The 14677-nt window shown below is 34.9% G+C and carries 14 protein-coding genes; 3 read left to right on the top strand and 11 right to left on the bottom strand.

Translation table 11 applies throughout. The annotated features are described in order from the left end of the window. Positions 1 to 76: 76 nt before the first annotated feature. The 3 genes from AC1B0Z_RS15135 to AC1B0Z_RS15125 are packed head-to-tail and all read right to left on the bottom strand — an operon-like array spanning position 77 to position 2696. Positions 77 to 1111 (bottom strand): potassium channel family protein, encoded by a 1035-nt coding sequence (locus AC1B0Z_RS15135; protein ID WP_483792985.1) that lies wholly within the window; start codon positions 1109 to 1111, stop codon positions 77 to 79. Between the two features lie 3 nt (positions 1112 to 1114). After that, positions 1115 to 1342 carry a PspC domain-containing protein gene (locus tag AC1B0Z_RS15130; RefSeq protein WP_483792984.1) on the bottom strand — a complete coding sequence of 76 codons (228 nt, stop codon included), beginning with the start codon at positions 1340 to 1342 and terminating at the stop codon, positions 1115 to 1117. A gap of 37 nt (positions 1343 to 1379) precedes the next feature. After that, the gene (locus AC1B0Z_RS15125) at positions 1380 to 2696 is read right to left on the bottom strand and encodes a DUF2851 family protein (protein ID WP_483792982.1); all 1317 of its coding nucleotides are present in this window, start codon (positions 2694 to 2696) and stop codon (positions 1380 to 1382) included. 18 nt (positions 2697 to 2714) lie between these two features. Between AC1B0Z_RS15125 and AC1B0Z_RS15120 the strand changes: the two genes are divergently transcribed. Next, positions 2715 to 3110, top strand: coding sequence for a DUF2721 domain-containing protein (locus AC1B0Z_RS15120; protein WP_483792981.1), 396 nt, complete (start codon positions 2715 to 2717; stop codon positions 3108 to 3110). A gap of 100 nt (positions 3111 to 3210) precedes the next feature. Here the strand turns inward: AC1B0Z_RS15120 and AC1B0Z_RS15115 are convergent, their stop codons facing one another. Further along, positions 3211 to 4446 carry an ABC transporter permease gene (locus AC1B0Z_RS15115; protein WP_483792980.1) on the bottom strand — a complete coding sequence of 412 codons (1236 nt, stop codon included), beginning with the start codon at positions 4444 to 4446 and terminating at the stop codon, positions 3211 to 3213. A 113-nt stretch (positions 4447 to 4559) separates the two neighbouring features. Here AC1B0Z_RS15115 and AC1B0Z_RS15110 point away from each other — a divergent pair, with 113 nt between their 5' ends. After that, positions 4560 to 5828, top strand: a complete 1269-nt coding sequence (locus AC1B0Z_RS15110) for an exo-beta-N-acetylmuramidase NamZ family protein (protein WP_483795323.1) — start codon at positions 4560 to 4562, stop codon at positions 5826 to 5828. A gap of 23 nt (positions 5829 to 5851) precedes the next feature. Here AC1B0Z_RS15110 and AC1B0Z_RS15105 read toward each other — a convergent pair whose 3' ends face one another. From AC1B0Z_RS15105 to AC1B0Z_RS15095, 3 genes are all read right to left on the bottom strand, one after another. Further along, positions 5852 to 6718, bottom strand: a complete 867-nt coding sequence (locus tag AC1B0Z_RS15105; RefSeq protein ID WP_483792979.1) for a glycerophosphodiester phosphodiesterase family protein — start codon at positions 6716 to 6718, stop codon at positions 5852 to 5854. Further along, positions 6708 to 7547, bottom strand: a complete 840-nt coding sequence (locus tag AC1B0Z_RS15100; RefSeq protein WP_483792978.1) for a sterol desaturase family protein — start codon at positions 7545 to 7547, stop codon at positions 6708 to 6710. Before AC1B0Z_RS15100 ends, AC1B0Z_RS15105 begins: the two co-directional genes overlap by 11 nt. Before the next feature lie 130 nt (positions 7548 to 7677). Beyond that, a complete protein-coding gene (locus tag AC1B0Z_RS15095; RefSeq protein WP_483792977.1) occupies positions 7678 to 8172 on the bottom strand; it encodes a YkgJ family cysteine cluster protein in 495 nt (164 codons plus the stop codon). 202 nt (positions 8173 to 8374) lie between these two features. Here AC1B0Z_RS15095 and AC1B0Z_RS15090 point away from each other — a divergent pair, with 202 nt between their 5' ends. Beyond that, positions 8375 to 9085 carry a class I SAM-dependent methyltransferase gene (locus AC1B0Z_RS15090; protein WP_483795321.1) on the top strand — a complete coding sequence of 237 codons (711 nt, stop codon included), beginning with the start codon at positions 8375 to 8377 and terminating at the stop codon, positions 9083 to 9085. 2 nt (positions 9086 to 9087) lie between these two features. On the opposite strand, the gene AC1B0Z_RS15085 is transcribed toward AC1B0Z_RS15090, so the two are convergent. The 4 genes from AC1B0Z_RS15085 to AC1B0Z_RS15070 form a co-directional block, all read right to left on the bottom strand. Then, positions 9088 to 9306, bottom strand: coding sequence for a hypothetical protein (locus AC1B0Z_RS15085; protein WP_483792975.1), 219 nt, complete (start codon positions 9304 to 9306; stop codon positions 9088 to 9090). A 6-nt stretch (positions 9307 to 9312) separates the two neighbouring features. Continuing rightward, positions 9313 to 9714 carry a hypothetical protein gene (locus AC1B0Z_RS15080; protein ID WP_483792973.1) on the bottom strand — a complete coding sequence of 134 codons (402 nt, stop codon included), beginning with the start codon at positions 9712 to 9714 and terminating at the stop codon, positions 9313 to 9315. A gap of 53 nt (positions 9715 to 9767) precedes the next feature. Beyond that, positions 9768 to 11498: a TonB-dependent receptor gene (locus AC1B0Z_RS15075; RefSeq protein ID WP_483792971.1), complete on the bottom strand. Its 1731-nt coding sequence runs from the start codon at positions 11496 to 11498 to the stop codon at positions 9768 to 9770. Positions 11499 to 11566: 68 nt separating this feature from the next. Beyond that, entirely contained in the window at positions 11567 to 14602 is a 3036-nt protein-coding gene (locus tag AC1B0Z_RS15070) for a tetratricopeptide repeat protein (protein ID WP_483792969.1), read from the bottom strand. Between the last annotated feature and the right edge of the window lie 75 nt (positions 14603 to 14677).

Below are 14677 nucleotides of genomic sequence, written 5' to 3'. Positions count from 1 at the left end.
TTTTATTGAAAAATATGTATACGAAGTGAGCAAGATGCTAAAAAAAAACCGTTTTTTAAAACATATTACGTTAATGTTAAGAATCTTCTAGCTCTATATCGTACTCAGAATTGAGTTCTTCAATTTGTTCTGGTCTTCCCAAAACAATGATTTTAGATTCTGGTGCAAGATATAATTCTGCTTCGGGGTTAACAGTATATTCTCCGTTTTCATCTTTATATCCTATAACTGTAACTCCTGTTTTTTTGCGTAAATCTAAATCTTTGATAGTGCGCTTTTTCTTATTATTACCAAACAGCTTTTCTACAGCCACTTCTTCAATATTAATGTTAGTATCACCAACAATAGCAAGATTATCAATAAATTCCATTAATCCTGGCACCACTACTAGAGACGCCATATGATCACCACCTATTTTATCAGGCAATATCACATTATTTGCTCCGGCAAACTTTAGCTTTTCATAAGATGACTCTTGAGATGCCCTACTTATAATGTTTATTTTGCTGTTTAGCTGTCTTGTAGATAACACCACAAACAGGTTATCAGCATCACTTGGAAGCGCTGAAATAAAACTAGATGCCCTATCTACACCTGCCAAGAGCAAGGTTTCATCTTCATTGGCATTACCAATTACATAAGGTACTCCATCATGTTTCAAACGCTCTTCAACCTCCTTATCTTTTTCTATGACTACAAACGACTTGTTGTGCGCCTGTAACTTTCTAGCAGCTTGTTTGCCATTTCTACCGTAACCACAAATAACCACATGGTCCTTAAAAGCATCTATTTTTTTTTGCATTTTTTTATGTTTTAACTCTTCAACATCGTTTTTGCTCAAAATATATTCTGTAATTATGGACAATGCGTAACCAACAATAATTACGCTTGCTAAGATTAAAAAGATAGTAAATATTTTAGATTGATCGTCCAAAGGCATCACTTCACCAAAACCCACGGTAGTCATTGTAATAACTGTCATGTAAAGGGCATCTACCCAAGAATAATCAGAAATAAACCGATAACCAAACACTCCAATTAGCATGATAAACACCAATAGAATTAATGCGGTGTATATTCTTGATCTAAAAAGTCGTACTAAGGGATTCATGGGCTATAAGTCGAATACTGAGGAACGTTTTGTGTAAACTAAATCTTTAATGCGCATCCAAAAGGCCAAAAACATATACAGCGCAAAACCAAAACCTATGGTTACAAATGTGATGTACATAAACGAGGTGCGCACCACCTTTGCTCTAATGCCTAAACGATCGGCAATACGCTGGCAAACATGATACCCGCGTTTTTGTAAAAACAACAATATTTTGTAAAAAATATTCATAAGCGCAAGTTAACCTTTAGTTTATTCTTTTAAAAGTTTAACGGTTTAAAAGTTTGTTGCCAATGGCACATTTTAAACAATGATTTTTATCACAATACTCGGTTTTAAGTTGAATTAATGCTTGCGATTGTAATGCATTTTTTGATACTTTTTGAAGTGAATTGAACTTATCTACAATGCTATTTTTTTCTGAAGGAAGTTGTAAAATCAAATCTAAAATAGCCTCTTCATTTGATTTCCCTTGATACTTTAAATAGCTAAATTTTAAAGGTATCAGCGTATTTATAAGCAATAAATCTATAAATGATTTTGAGATTGTCTTTTTTGAAGCTTTTGAAGCTTTTGACGCTTTGGTGAAGGTATAATGCGTTTTCCAAAATTCTGAAGTTCCTACGTTGAATATGTCTTTAATGTCTTGCGACGATTTCGCTTCAATCACTTTTGAAAACAGATTTTGATGTGTAGCATACACATTGGCCAATTGTGACAATCTGATGGTTGGAAAATTATTAGGTCGTAATCTGAAAAATGATGGCGAAACTACGGAGGTATTTTCCAATCCAAATTTCTGTTTTAAAAACTGATATTCTTGTTGCAAATTTTTAAAATAGATGTCCTCTACATCTTTCTCAAGTAACGATGCTTGACCAAAAAGCAAAGCTTCAATACTGGGTAACTTAGATTGTGATTTTCTTAAGATTGAAAAATCAAACGAGTTGGCTATACTTAAAAAAGCATCGCCGTTTACCTTTAGCCCAAAGTTTTTTGCCAACATTTTGAATAATACCGCCTCCCAATTGTTTTTAGAGGCTTCAAGAAGTCTAACCACCTCCACAGATTTTCGCTCTAAACGTTCAAAATACAGTCGCTCTAACCAATTCATTATTGAGAAATCATCAACATCTGCAAAATCGTTTTCGCAGTTAATCCAATTTTCATTTGAACCTAAAAGTTTGTTATAATTTTGTAATGCATTGCTAGAAACAATATCCTTTAATACCAACGTGGGGATTTCAGAATTATCTTTTCTAAATACCTCTGCATCATGCTCCCAAACCACATGTAGAATCACGTTATCATAGGTTTTATCCTGTTCATGATTATGCAAAAACCAATCTGACGATTTTATATGAATTTCTACATTGCCTGCCCAAAGCTGCTCTCCAATTCTTAATTGTGCATTAAAAAAATCTGGACCAGCGTTTATATTATGCTGGCCATTTGATATAATATTGATGGCTTCTCCGTCTGAAGTTTTTAAGTTGACCGTGGAAAACTTGCGGTGTTTCCAGATATAATGTAGAAAGTCCTCTTGCACCATCCGAAAATATAAAAACTTATATAACTTTGACATTATTTTTTTACAGAATTTATGGAACAGCTTACACTAACCACTCCTGCATTATTATTTTCAGCAATCTCTTTAATTATGTTGGCATATACCAACCGGTTTTTGGCTTATGCTGCTACCATTAGAAGTCTGCACGATAAATACATTCAAAACAAAGATTCTGTACTAATCGCTCAGATAGAGAATATTAAAAGACGCTTGTACTTAACGCGCTCCATGCAAATTTTAGGGATTTCAAGTTTGTTGTTGTGCGTTTTAACCATGTTTTTAATTTATATTGAACAGCACACAGTCGCGGTTTGGGTATTTGGGGTGGCATTGTTGCTACTAATTGCCTCTTTGGCACTTTTAATTTTGGAAATTCAAATTTCAGTAAAGGCATTAGAGCATCATATTAGTGATATTGAGGGGAAGTAATTTAGTTTACACAGCTTGATTTTGTAAAATTTTCGACTAACTTCGTTTATCAAACGATTTAGTTCATTAAAACGAAACCATATCTCACTGATAAACGCACCTACTCAAACCGAATCGCCTTCACAGGGGAAATCTTGGTAATAATATAAGAAGGTACCAAAAGCATCAATAAGCATAAAAGCAGTGTCCCAAAATTTAATCCTAAAATATACGTCCAATTAAGATATACTGGAGCTTCAGTAACATAGTATACATCTGGGTTCATTTCTAAAATCTTAAAATATTTTTGCGCAAACAAAACACCTAAACCCAAAATATTACCCCAAAGTAAACCCAACAGGACCAAGTAAGAGGCATTGTAAAGAAATACTTTTCTAATACTCCAATTAGAGCTTCCCAAGGCTTTTAAAATCCCAATCATTTGGGTACGTTCCAAAATCAATACTAATAATGCAGTTATCATATTGATACCCGCCACCAAAATCATGATACCGATAATACCGTAAATGTTTTTATCAAATATCTTTATCCACTCAATTATGGAATAAAACTTTTCGTTGATGGTAGATGTATTTAACGTTGATGGGGTATTTTGAAAGATTTCAACGCCCATACGCTCAATATCATCATAATCATCAATAAATACTTCAAAATTACCTATTTGATCTTCCGTCCATTTATTGATACGCTGAATATGCCTTAGGTTTCCAATAAGGAATGTTTCATCAAAATCCTGAAATCTTGAATTGTAAATCCCTACAATCTCAAAACTGATGATATTCGGCGGTTTTTCGGTATCATCCTTCAAAAAATACATCTGGAATTTTTCACCTAAACTAAATCCCAGACGGTTTGCCAAATATTCTGAAATCAGCACTTCTTCACTCCACTTGGTATCAAAACTTGGTATCCGTCCTTCAACTAAATATTCCTTAAAATATTGCCAATTATAATCGCTTCCAACGCCTTTTAAAACTGCACCTTCAAAATCGGTTTCTGTTCTAATCACACCAAATTTTGTAGCTACAGCCTGTATGTGCTTAACGCCATGCACCGTTTTAAACTCAGGATAAAACTCTTGTGTTTTCGAAATAGGCACTACACTTTCTTGTGAGGCATTACTATCGTAGTTGGTAATTGTAGCGTGACCATTAAATGCCACCACTTTTTCCCTTATTTTTTCTTGAAGCCCAATACCTGTGGCAATGGCAATCATCATTACTACCATACCAATGGCAATGGCGGCAATTCCAATTTTTATTATTGGTGCCGAAATACTACTTTTATACGCTTTACCACCGATAATTCGTTTAGCTATAAAATACTCGTAATTCAAATTACTTTATGCGATTTAAGTTTTTCAAAAATAGGGTTTTCCTGATAATAATCGGGAGTGTTTTTATGTTGATTTCTTGTGGGAATGGGAAGAAGACTGGAGACGGAAGACCGATGGCGGAAGTTGAAGAGATTGATGAGACTCTGAAACGAGTTCAGGGTGACAGTATGATAGTTGTTGGAGCAAATAAAACGAATTTGTATTTACCACTTTTAAAAGGCAAACGTGTTGGGATTGTGGCGAATCAGACTTCGGTGATTTTCACACAGGTACCTGGGGCTCTCGAAGGTACTGATTTATGCGGTCCGTCTTCGAGAACCTCAGACAGCACGAGAACCTCAGACAGCACGAGAACCTCAGACAGCACGAGTGCTTCAGACAATAACTACACCCATTTAGTAGATTCGCTTTTGAGTTTGAATATCAATATTAAAAAAGTATTCGCTCCTGAACATGGATTCCGTGGAAAAGCGGATGCCGGTGAGCATGTTGAAGATGGTGTAGATACTAAAACAAAACTACCCATAGTTTCTTTACATGGAAAACATAGAAAACCCACTCCAGAATCTTTAGAAAACCTAGATATTGTGGTGTTTGACATTCAAGATGTTGGCGTGCGCTTTTATACATATATTTCTACTTTACACAATGTAATGGAGGCCTGTGCTGAAGCAGGAATTCCAATGTTGATTTTTGATAGACCAAACCCAAACGGACATTATTTAGATGGGCCAACTTTAAACATAAAACACAAGAGTTTTTTAGGAATGCATCCTATACCTCTAGTACATGGAATGACCATTGGCGAATATGCTAAAATGATTAATGGCGAAAAGTGGTTAGCCGATGGTTTACAATGCGATATTACAGTGATTCCTGTGAAAAATTACTCGCACTACATCGCATATAGTTTGCCCATTAGGCCTTCGCCTAATTTACCAAACGACCAGTCCATAAGGCTATATCCAAGTTTAGGTTTATTTGAAGGTACTAATGTAAATGCAGGACGTGGTACAGAATTTCAGTTTCAAAGGTATGGCGCTCCGTTTCTAAATCCAGAAACTATGACATTTAAGTACACACCTGTTGCCAATTTTGGTGCTAAATATCCAAAACATCAAAATACATTGTGCTATGGTGAAGATTTAAAAGACGAAAACCTTATTGGTGGAATGACTTTAAAATGGATTATAAAAGCCTATGAAAATTCAATGGATAAATCCCAATTTTTCAATACTGAAAATTTCACAAAACATGCTGGAACTGAAGTTTTACAACAACAAATTGAAGCGGGCCTGAGTGAAAAAGATATAAAAGCGACATGGCAAGATGACTTGATGGCTTTCAAAAAAGTGAGAAAAAAATATTTGATGTATGATTAATCAATGCCTTTGAATAATCATAACTATTTCAATAAATCTACCAATCTATCTGGGTAATCTGTAATAATACCATCCACCTTAAAATCAATCATGTGTTGTAATTCATTAGGCTCATTGATGGTCCACGGAATTACTTTAAAATGTTCAGCTTGTAAGTTCCTAACGTTTTTAGCATCGAGTAGCTTGTAGTATGGACTAATAATTTCGGGTAAGTAACTTAACTTAGTTAATTTAGGCCAAATAGTTTCATTTTCATCTACTAAAAGTGCTACACTCATATTTGGGGCTTGCTGTTTTATTTCTTCTAATATTCTTAAATCAAAACTTTGGAGATTAGTGGTTTTATAAGCATCATTTTCTTTTACAACATCTAATACCAATGCTACAAAACGCTCGGGCTTTGGTGTATAAATCCCATCATATTCAGGTTTTGCTTTAATCTCAATATTAAACTTAATATTTGGATTTTTATCTTTTGCCATCTTAAATACGGCATCTAAAGATGGTTTGTAGGTTTTTATTTTTTTTTGGTTTGGAAATCTGGGATGAAATTTAGTGCCACAATCAAACTGTTGTATGCTATCAAAAGTCATTTGATATAAATTGTACGCCTTATCCAACCTTTTAGGAATCTCATTGCCATCGGCATCCAAACAAATCGTTCTACTCATAAATGGTTCATGAGAAACAATTACAACATCGTCCTGAGACACCGCTACATCCAATTCCAAAGTATGCACACCTAAATCAATAGCTTTACCAAAGGCTTCCAACGTGTTTTCTGGAAACAATCCTCGACATCCGCGATGCCCTTGAATATCAATTGTTTTAGAAGAGTTACAATGCATTAGAAAAAGAAATGATAACACAATTAATTTACTAATTCTCATCAGGTGTTATCGTTGGCTTTTCATATTTCTGAAAGGGCTGTTTTAACAACTCACCTATATGTCCGTTCTTCTTTTCATCAGGAAACACATCAACACCATATACAATTTTATCGGGATCAAGTTTCATAAAAGTGCCAAACAACCTATCCCAAACTGAAAAAATATTACCATAGTTAGAATCTGTGTAAGGCAACCTATAATGATGGTGTACTTTATGCATATCTGGTGAAACAACCACATAGCTTAAAACATCGTCGACCCTCTTGGGCAATCTGATATTGGCGTGATTAAATTGGGTTGCAACTACTGATAGCGATTGATAAAGCATTACCAAAGCGATTGGAGTACCGATGATAAAGACACCGATAAGCGTAAATATATAGCGGATGACGCTTTCCAAAGGATGATGACGATTTGCGGTGGTGGTATCAACATTATGATCGGTATGGTGCACTAAATGTACCATCCATAAGGGTTTTACTTTATGTTCTATTAGATGTGGTAGATAAGCCCCCACAAAATCCATTAAAAATAAACCGACTATAACATAAAGCCATAATGGCATTTCTGGCAACCAGTTTAAAATACCAAAGTTATTTGTTGCCACCCAATCTGCAGATTTTAGCAGTAAAAACGCTAATGGTAAGTTAACCAAAATAGTAGTTATGGTGAAAAAAATATTAGGAACCGCATGCTTCCATTTTTTATAAGGTTTTCCAAATAATGGCATTATGCCTTCTAGCAACCAAAAAAAAGTTAAGCCACCAACAATTATTAGTGCTCTGTGATGTGACGGGATAGTTTCGAAGTAGCTTAGTAGGTTTTCCAAAATGAAATTTTCCTTTAAAGATAGCTAAAAATTTTCTCTCGCGTTCCTGCGCGCCGGCAGGCAGGAACGCAAAGTCGCAAAAAAAGGCTTCAGCTTACTGGCTGCCAATGACTGCTATTGCGACTAAAAACTAAACTTTTATTCTTTCTTTCATAGCCTCCACAATATTAAATGCCGCAGGGCAAATGGCCACATTTTTTAATGTTAGGTTTGAAATTTGCTGAAACTTTTTTCTATCGGTATGCGGAAACTCTCTGCAGGCTTTGGGACGCATATCATAAATGGAACAGTAATTGTCTGCTCCTAAAAACACACATGGTACGCTTTGTAAAACATAATCGTTCTCCTCATCAATTCGTAGATATTGTTCTATAAACTGTTGTGGTTTCAATTTGAAGGATTTTGAAATACGCGCAATGTCTTTATTGGTAAATAAAGGCCCTGTAGTTTTGCAGCAGTTGGCACATTCCAAACAGTCCGTTCGTTTAAACTCGGCTTCATGTAATTCTTGCATTACATAGTCCAGGTTTTTTGGCGGCTTCTTTTTAAGCTTCGCGAAGAATTTTTTGTTCTCGTTATGCTTATCTTTGGCCTGCTTTGGAAGATTATTGATGATGTCTTGCATGGTATAAAATTAGACATTTAGATTGATTAGACCTTTTAGAAAGTTAGAATTTATAGTTGTCACCCTGAACTCGTTTCAGGGTCTAAAAGACAATAATTACATTTTATATTAGATGCTGAAATAAGTTCAGCATAACACAAATAGATTCCCGCCATAGTTTATCTTGAGCGATAGTCGAAAGGCGGGAATGACAAAACTGATTATGCGAGATATTTTAGGAAAGGCATTATTAGATTATCACAACGGCATTTCGACAAGCTTAATGAACGAAGAGCATATCATTACTTGGACTAATATATCTGATAAAGATGTATTGCCGCTTCCCTATTTGTTTCGCCAATATTCTGAAATGCCAAAATTGGAACAAAAGGCTTTACAATTGGTCAAGGGAAAAGTTTTAGATGTGGGCTGTGGTTCTGGCTGTCATAGTATGTATTTGAAAAACAAGGGACTGAATATTAAAGCTATTGATATCTCTAAAGGGGCTATTGAAGTTGTTAACCAAAGAGGCATGAAGTATGCTGAAGTTTTAGATATTCTTGATGAAACTGAAACTTTTGATACCATTTTATTGTTGATGAATGGTACAGGTATTTTTCAGGAGTTGAAACAGGTTTCAAAATACTTAAAGCACCTGAAATCCTTATTGAATCCTAACGGACAAATCTTAATTGATTCATCAGACATAAAATATATGTATGAAGATGACGATGGTGGGTTTTGGATGGATACCAATGCCAATTACTATGGTGAGCTAGATTATTTTATTAGCTATAAAGGTGAAAAAGAAATGCCTATGAAATGGTTGTATTTGGATTTTGAAACTTTAAAATTGGCTTGCAAATCTGTTGGGTTGCAATGTGAATTGGTTTTGGAAGGAGAGCATTTTGATTATTTGGCGCGGTTGAGGTAGATTTATTTTCTGACTAAAACATATTTTGGATTTCCAAGTTCCTCCAGTTCCTGTCCATACTCAGGCCTCCTTGGATAGCTTTCATATAAAAATATGGTTTCAGAATCGGGTCTTTCCAATACAAAATGAATGCTCTTTGAATCTTCTTTTATATCAACAGCACTTTGGCAAAATGACATGTTTATATAGTAAACAAGAATAAGTGATAGCCAAATTTTCATACTTAATCATTTACTAGATAAACTTGTTCTCGCAAAAATCTCATTGAAATACCTAAACTTATCTTTAGAAATAAACTCAAAAGAATTATATAAACTTCCATACTTTCTTTCAATTAGTATTCCAATTTCAAAGCACTTGCCTGATTTGTTGATTTCTATTTTTACATCTTTTGGAAAAACTAAATTATTTTGAGCATTTTCAATATAATCAAGGTCGTCTAAAGTGTTTATTTCAATTAAATCAGCATTCAATTTAAATTGATATATAATATTGGATGGCACTTCTTTTAGTTTCCAATATCCAATGATACTATTCTCTACTTCTTTGTTTGAATCAAAACAGAGAGATTCTTGTGAAGAAGAATTTAAAGAAGTTAACAATACCAGAAAACATAGAACCCTTTTCATATTAGATGGAATTGAAATGAGATCCTGAAACAAATTCAGGATGACACTACGTGTCAGAAATCAAACTTAAAAGTAGCACCCGCTAAAAACTGAATACCTTGTACTGGGAAATTTTGCCAACGTTGGTATGCGTTATTTGCAATATTATTGGCCTTTGCAAATACCGAAATTTGATCGTTGATGTGATAGCCTAAATGGGCATTGGCATCAAAAAAGCTTTCTAAAGTTACCGTAAACGGGGTAGTTGCTGTTACGCCATCATTTAAAAAGAATTGGTCTTTACGCTCACCTGTGTAGATTAAATTTGCGCCTGCAAACCAGTGTTCGTTGATTTGATAATCTAAAAATAGAGAGCCTACAATATCTGGTAAATTCCAAGCTTCCGCTTCGTCATCAGTGTTATAGCTAAAATATTCTGCCTTAATTCCTAAAGTGAAGTTTCTATTAACATCCACATTTAATTCTCCTGCAACGCCAAAAGTATCTACATCATCATACACAACACCGAATGAATTCCCGTAGGAATACGCTTGATCTGGCATTAGGGTGATATCATTATTTCTAAACAGCGCACGATCTCTATCGGCTTTATACATACCGTTAAAACTGTAACTCATGTTACTGGATAATTTCCCTTTTAAACCGACATAGGCGTTGTATTGCTGGTCGGTTGGCGCCACCATCAAAGTGGGCGATACAAACGGATTTTCGGAAGCAAAACCATGATATGAGTTTTGCGTTAAACCACCTTGAATACCTCCAAAAGCAATTAATACATCACTTACCAACCTGTAAGTCGCTGTTACATTAGGATAGATATATAGTATATTATCTCCAGACGCTCTATCATTTAAATAGTTAATAGATACGCCGAGATTTACCGTTAAATCATCCTGTTTCATTTGATAAGAAGGTGCAACACCAACTATAAAATTACCATATTTCAATTCATCATTTACGTCATAACCTCTATCAAATGTTCCGCCTAAATAATCCAAAATAATATCAGTGGATATCTCTTCCCTATTCACTGGAATATCAATTTTTGCCTTCGCAACAAAACGGTTTTCACCAGAGCCCTGATCATCACTAAAACGTCTAAAAAAGAAACTACCAGAGTTGATGTACGTGTCTTCAAAATTGATATCACCACCAAAATGTGCATTTGAAAACGTGTGCTCTGGTCTTATCTCATCGTTTTGTGCAGCCATAACCTGAGTTTCGTCTACACCATACCAATTAAAGCGTTGGTGTTGAAATCCAGCCTCTACATTCCAAGACAAATCGCGTAATTGCGAGCCATAATTTGCATTAAGTTTGGTTGTGGAAAAATTATCATCAAACTGCACACCTTCAATACCACCACCTGATGAATGATGACTAAAATACCCGCCAACACTTTCTGTTCTGCTAATAGCATGGTTTAAGTATACTTCACCTAAAAATGTGGTATAGGAACCCACACCAACAGTTGCGTAATTATCAAATAACTTTACCGGTTTCGCTTTTTCAACAGTGGCCGCTTTTCCTTTTGCTGGCGTAAATGTTGATGCTACCGGAAAAGAAAAAATATTGTATTTGATTTCTTTTTTCTTAATGGCTTCGTCCTCGTCTGTTGACGGTACTTCCTTCACTTTAAATGCATCTGATATGGATGGCGTATATGGTTTTACAACATCGATTACACCAGTATTAATGGTGTCGTTCTTTTTCTTTTGAGCGAATGATATTGTAATACTTAAAGTGAGTACAACTGCTAAAATATATTTGATTTGCTTTCGCATGTGTTTTTCGATTTAAGATTGACGATTAACGATTTTTGATTTCTGAATTTTAAGACTGTTTACTTTTTTTAATCCTGTGGAGCAATTGATGAATTTGTTTTTGCCTCTTCTCTTTTAATTCTTTTTAATTCTGTTTGCGCTTCATCGACAACATCATCAAACTGACTGAAGTTTTCGATAACGCTTTCTAAAATGTATGTGGCTTGATAGGCATCATCCAAGGCATAAAAGTTTTTCGCCATAACTACCAACCCTTTGGCGCCGTAGTACTTATATCCTGAATAATCTTTTGCTAATTTTTGAGCTGATGTGTTGGACGCTTTATAATTGCCCTCTTTATTTTTAAAGTATGCATCATAATACAATGCTTCTGCAGCGGTTTCTCCCGTAGCTACTCGTTGCACTTGTTTATATGCCGACTTAGCTTTTGCCTCATCGCCAGTTTTTATAGCTGAACGTGCAATGATGATATGGGCATCACTTTTTATTTTATTATCAATTTTTGAACTTTTCAATACTTTTTCGGCGTAAGCCACAGCACTATCAAAATCCTCTAATTGGTAGTTGGCCTTCATTAAATTAGATTGGGCAAACACTACATTCTGGGGGAAGTTTGCTTCATTTTCCAATCGTTTTAACAACGGTATTGCTTCATTCCAACTTTTATCTTCCAGATAGTATTGAGACAATCTTAATAAAGCCTCTTCGGTAAATTCACTTTGCGATGCTTCTACCACAAACTTATAATGCGGTGCCGCATTCACAATTAAATCTTTTTTGTAGTATAACTGACCTAAATAAAAATGCGATTGTAAGCTATGAATCCCATTTGGAAAACTACTTAAATAACTATTAAACTGTTTGATTGCCGCATCGGTATTGCCTTCTAAATATTGTTTTTCTGCTGCTGCGTATGATGTGTTGTCCAAATCCACATCGGTTACCTCAACATAATCTAGTTGCTTTACCCAAGCCGCATAGTCATCAACACGTCCTAAATCTATATAAATCAATCGTGCTGTAGCAACTGCTTGAACAGCTTCAGGAGTTCCAGGATAGTTAACAGCTACATTTTTGAATTTGCTTAAAGCTGCTTCATTCTTGCTAGCGTTGTAATGAATCAATCCTTGACGCAACAACGATTTTGGAACAAACGAACTCATTTTATATTCCGAATTAAGTTTATCATAACGCGCCATGGCTTTATCCGTTTGATTAGCTTTCACGTATGAATTTCCTAATTCATACAATGCATCATCACGTAATTTTGATTTTGGATATTCGCTAATAAAAGTTTCCAGTTCTTTTATTTTTTTTGAAGGATTCCCAGCATAGCCTGTACTTATCGCTTTTTGAAAGAATGCATAATCCGATTCTACGGCGTTCATTTTGATGGCTTTTGCATATGCATTTATGGCCTGAGCATAGTTGCTAGACACAAAATACCCATCCCCCAATCTTAGGTAAGCATCATTTAACCGTACTTTATCATTGCTATTCTTTGAAATAAATTGATTAAAATAATTTGAGGCTTGATTGTAATTTTTCAGTTTAAAATAGGTGTACGCCAAATTATAATCGATGTTGCTCTGTTCTGGGACATCCATTCCTATTGCTTGTTGTATGAATTGCTTAAAACCAACCAAGGCATCTTCATAATTTGTTAAGTTATAATCAGCTTCAGCTTTCCAAAATGTTGCCCTTGCTGTAAAAGTTCCATCTAATGATTCACCTAATGATTTGTCAAAAAGATTTTCGGCTTCTAGATATTGATTTTCGTTATACAGTTCCAAACCTCTGTAAAACGCTACTTTTTGATATGCTACTTTGTTTTCAAAACTCTTCTTCTTTTCTAAAAGATTCAGTGCTTCTTCGTAATTCTTTGAAGTAATATAAGAATCAATTAAAAGTGTTTCAATCTCTTCTTTATATTGCGTTTTAGGATACTTGTCTAAATAACCAGCCAATACTTGTGGCACGGATTGGTATGGATTCCCTATCTCATAACTAATCTTCGCATAATTTAACCAAGCATCTTCCTGAATTTTTAAATCGAAATCCATTTGCGATGCATTTCTAAAGGCATTCAATGCTTCCTGCTTCTTATCTAAGTTTATATAACTTTCACCTAGATGATAGTAGGCGTTTTGGGCAATACTGTTTGTACCTCCAACAATTTTGTTGAACTCTGAAATGGCACTTTCATAATCGCCTTGTTTATAATGCGCATAACCCAATTGATAAAAATCGGTGTTGTTCCATTTTGCGGTTCTCTGTCGTTTTCCCTGCTTGCCTTTGTAAGCTTGCAAAAACGGAATAGCCTCAGCATATTGCTCTAAATTAAAATAGCTCTCACCAATAATTTTTGAAAGCTCCGAAACTTCATCCTCATCACTGGAATCCAATCTTGCCTTTGCCAACTCAATGGCTTTTTCAAATTTCCCTAGTTTAAAGTTTAAATCTGCTTGATAATAAGAGAGTTTTTCCTTGTAACGCTCTTGATCTTCAACTTGTTCAAAATACTCATTCGCCCTGTCGTAATCATCACCTTCATAAGCCATAAAGCCAATGTAATATTTGGCTTGAGAGCCATATTCTGGGGAGTTTTCAACCTTTCCTAGATACGTTTTGGCATCTTTATATTGTTTGGTTACAAAAGCGGTATAGCCATTATTAAAATAAAATTTTTGACGCTCTTTTCGAGATAAAGCACTTTCATCTACTTTATTATACCACTTTCGTGCATAGGCATATTTTCCGTTAGTAAAATAATAATCCGCCACATCAACAAACGCGGTATTACGCTTTGTACTTGTAGGATATTCTTCTACAAAATCACTTATGAGCTGATCTGCATTTTGCTGATTTAATCGTACCGCACAATTTGCGATATAGTATGAACATTCGCCTTTTAAACCTTCCTTTTCGGTAGATTTCCTAATTTGAGAAAATAGTGATTTTGCAGCCTGATATTGCTGATTATTATACAGGCTCAACGCTTTTTGATAATCGGCTAAACTATTGGTATATACTGCCGATTGTTGTGCAAATACTTGTAATCCGACACATATTGCCAAGATTAAAATAGAACGTTTAAGATGCATTTAGTATCTGGTTTTTGTTTGATGAAATTCAAAGATAATTTAATATCTACCCTATAACGCAACAATCGTGCTAGA

The sequence above is a fragment of the Hyunsoonleella sp. J2K-J805 genome (assembly GCF_057167125.1).
Note: the sequence above shows the minus strand (reverse complement) of the source record. Positions and strands in the feature narration are given on the sequence as shown.

Bases quoted from the DNA above. Each gene is read 5' to 3' on its own strand.
- AC1B0Z_RS15135 (WP_483792985.1), bottom strand. From the start codon at position 1,111: ATGAATCCCTTAGTACGACTTTTTAGATCAAGAATATACACCGCATTA.
- AC1B0Z_RS15130 (WP_483792984.1), bottom strand. From the start codon at position 1,342: ATGAATATTTTTTACAAAATATTGTTGTTTTTACAAAAACGCGGGTAT.
- AC1B0Z_RS15125 (WP_483792982.1), bottom strand. From the start codon at position 2,696: ATGTCAAAGTTATATAAGTTTTTATATTTTCGGATGGTGCAAGAGGAC.
- AC1B0Z_RS15120 (WP_483792981.1), top strand. From the start codon at position 2,715: ATGGAACAGCTTACACTAACCACTCCTGCATTATTATTTTCAGCAATC.
- AC1B0Z_RS15110 (WP_483795323.1), top strand. From the start codon at position 4,560: ATGGCGGAAGTTGAAGAGATTGATGAGACTCTGAAACGAGTTCAGGGT.
- AC1B0Z_RS15105 (WP_483792979.1), bottom strand. From the start codon at position 6,718: ATGAGAATTAGTAAATTAATTGTGTTATCATTTCTTTTTCTAATGCAT.
- AC1B0Z_RS15095 (WP_483792977.1), bottom strand. From the start codon at position 8,172: ATGCAAGACATCATCAATAATCTTCCAAAGCAGGCCAAAGATAAGCAT.
- AC1B0Z_RS15090 (WP_483795321.1), top strand. From the start codon at position 8,375: ATGCGAGATATTTTAGGAAAGGCATTATTAGATTATCACAACGGCATT.
- AC1B0Z_RS15085 (WP_483792975.1), bottom strand. From the start codon at position 9,306: ATGAAAATTTGGCTATCACTTATTCTTGTTTACTATATAAACATGTCA.
- AC1B0Z_RS15080 (WP_483792973.1), bottom strand. From the start codon at position 9,714: ATGAAAAGGGTTCTATGTTTTCTGGTATTGTTAACTTCTTTAAATTCT.
- AC1B0Z_RS15075 (WP_483792971.1), bottom strand. From the start codon at position 11,498: ATGCGAAAGCAAATCAAATATATTTTAGCAGTTGTACTCACTTTAAGT.
- AC1B0Z_RS15070 (WP_483792969.1), bottom strand. From the start codon at position 14,602: ATGCATCTTAAACGTTCTATTTTAATCTTGGCAATATGTGTCGGATTA.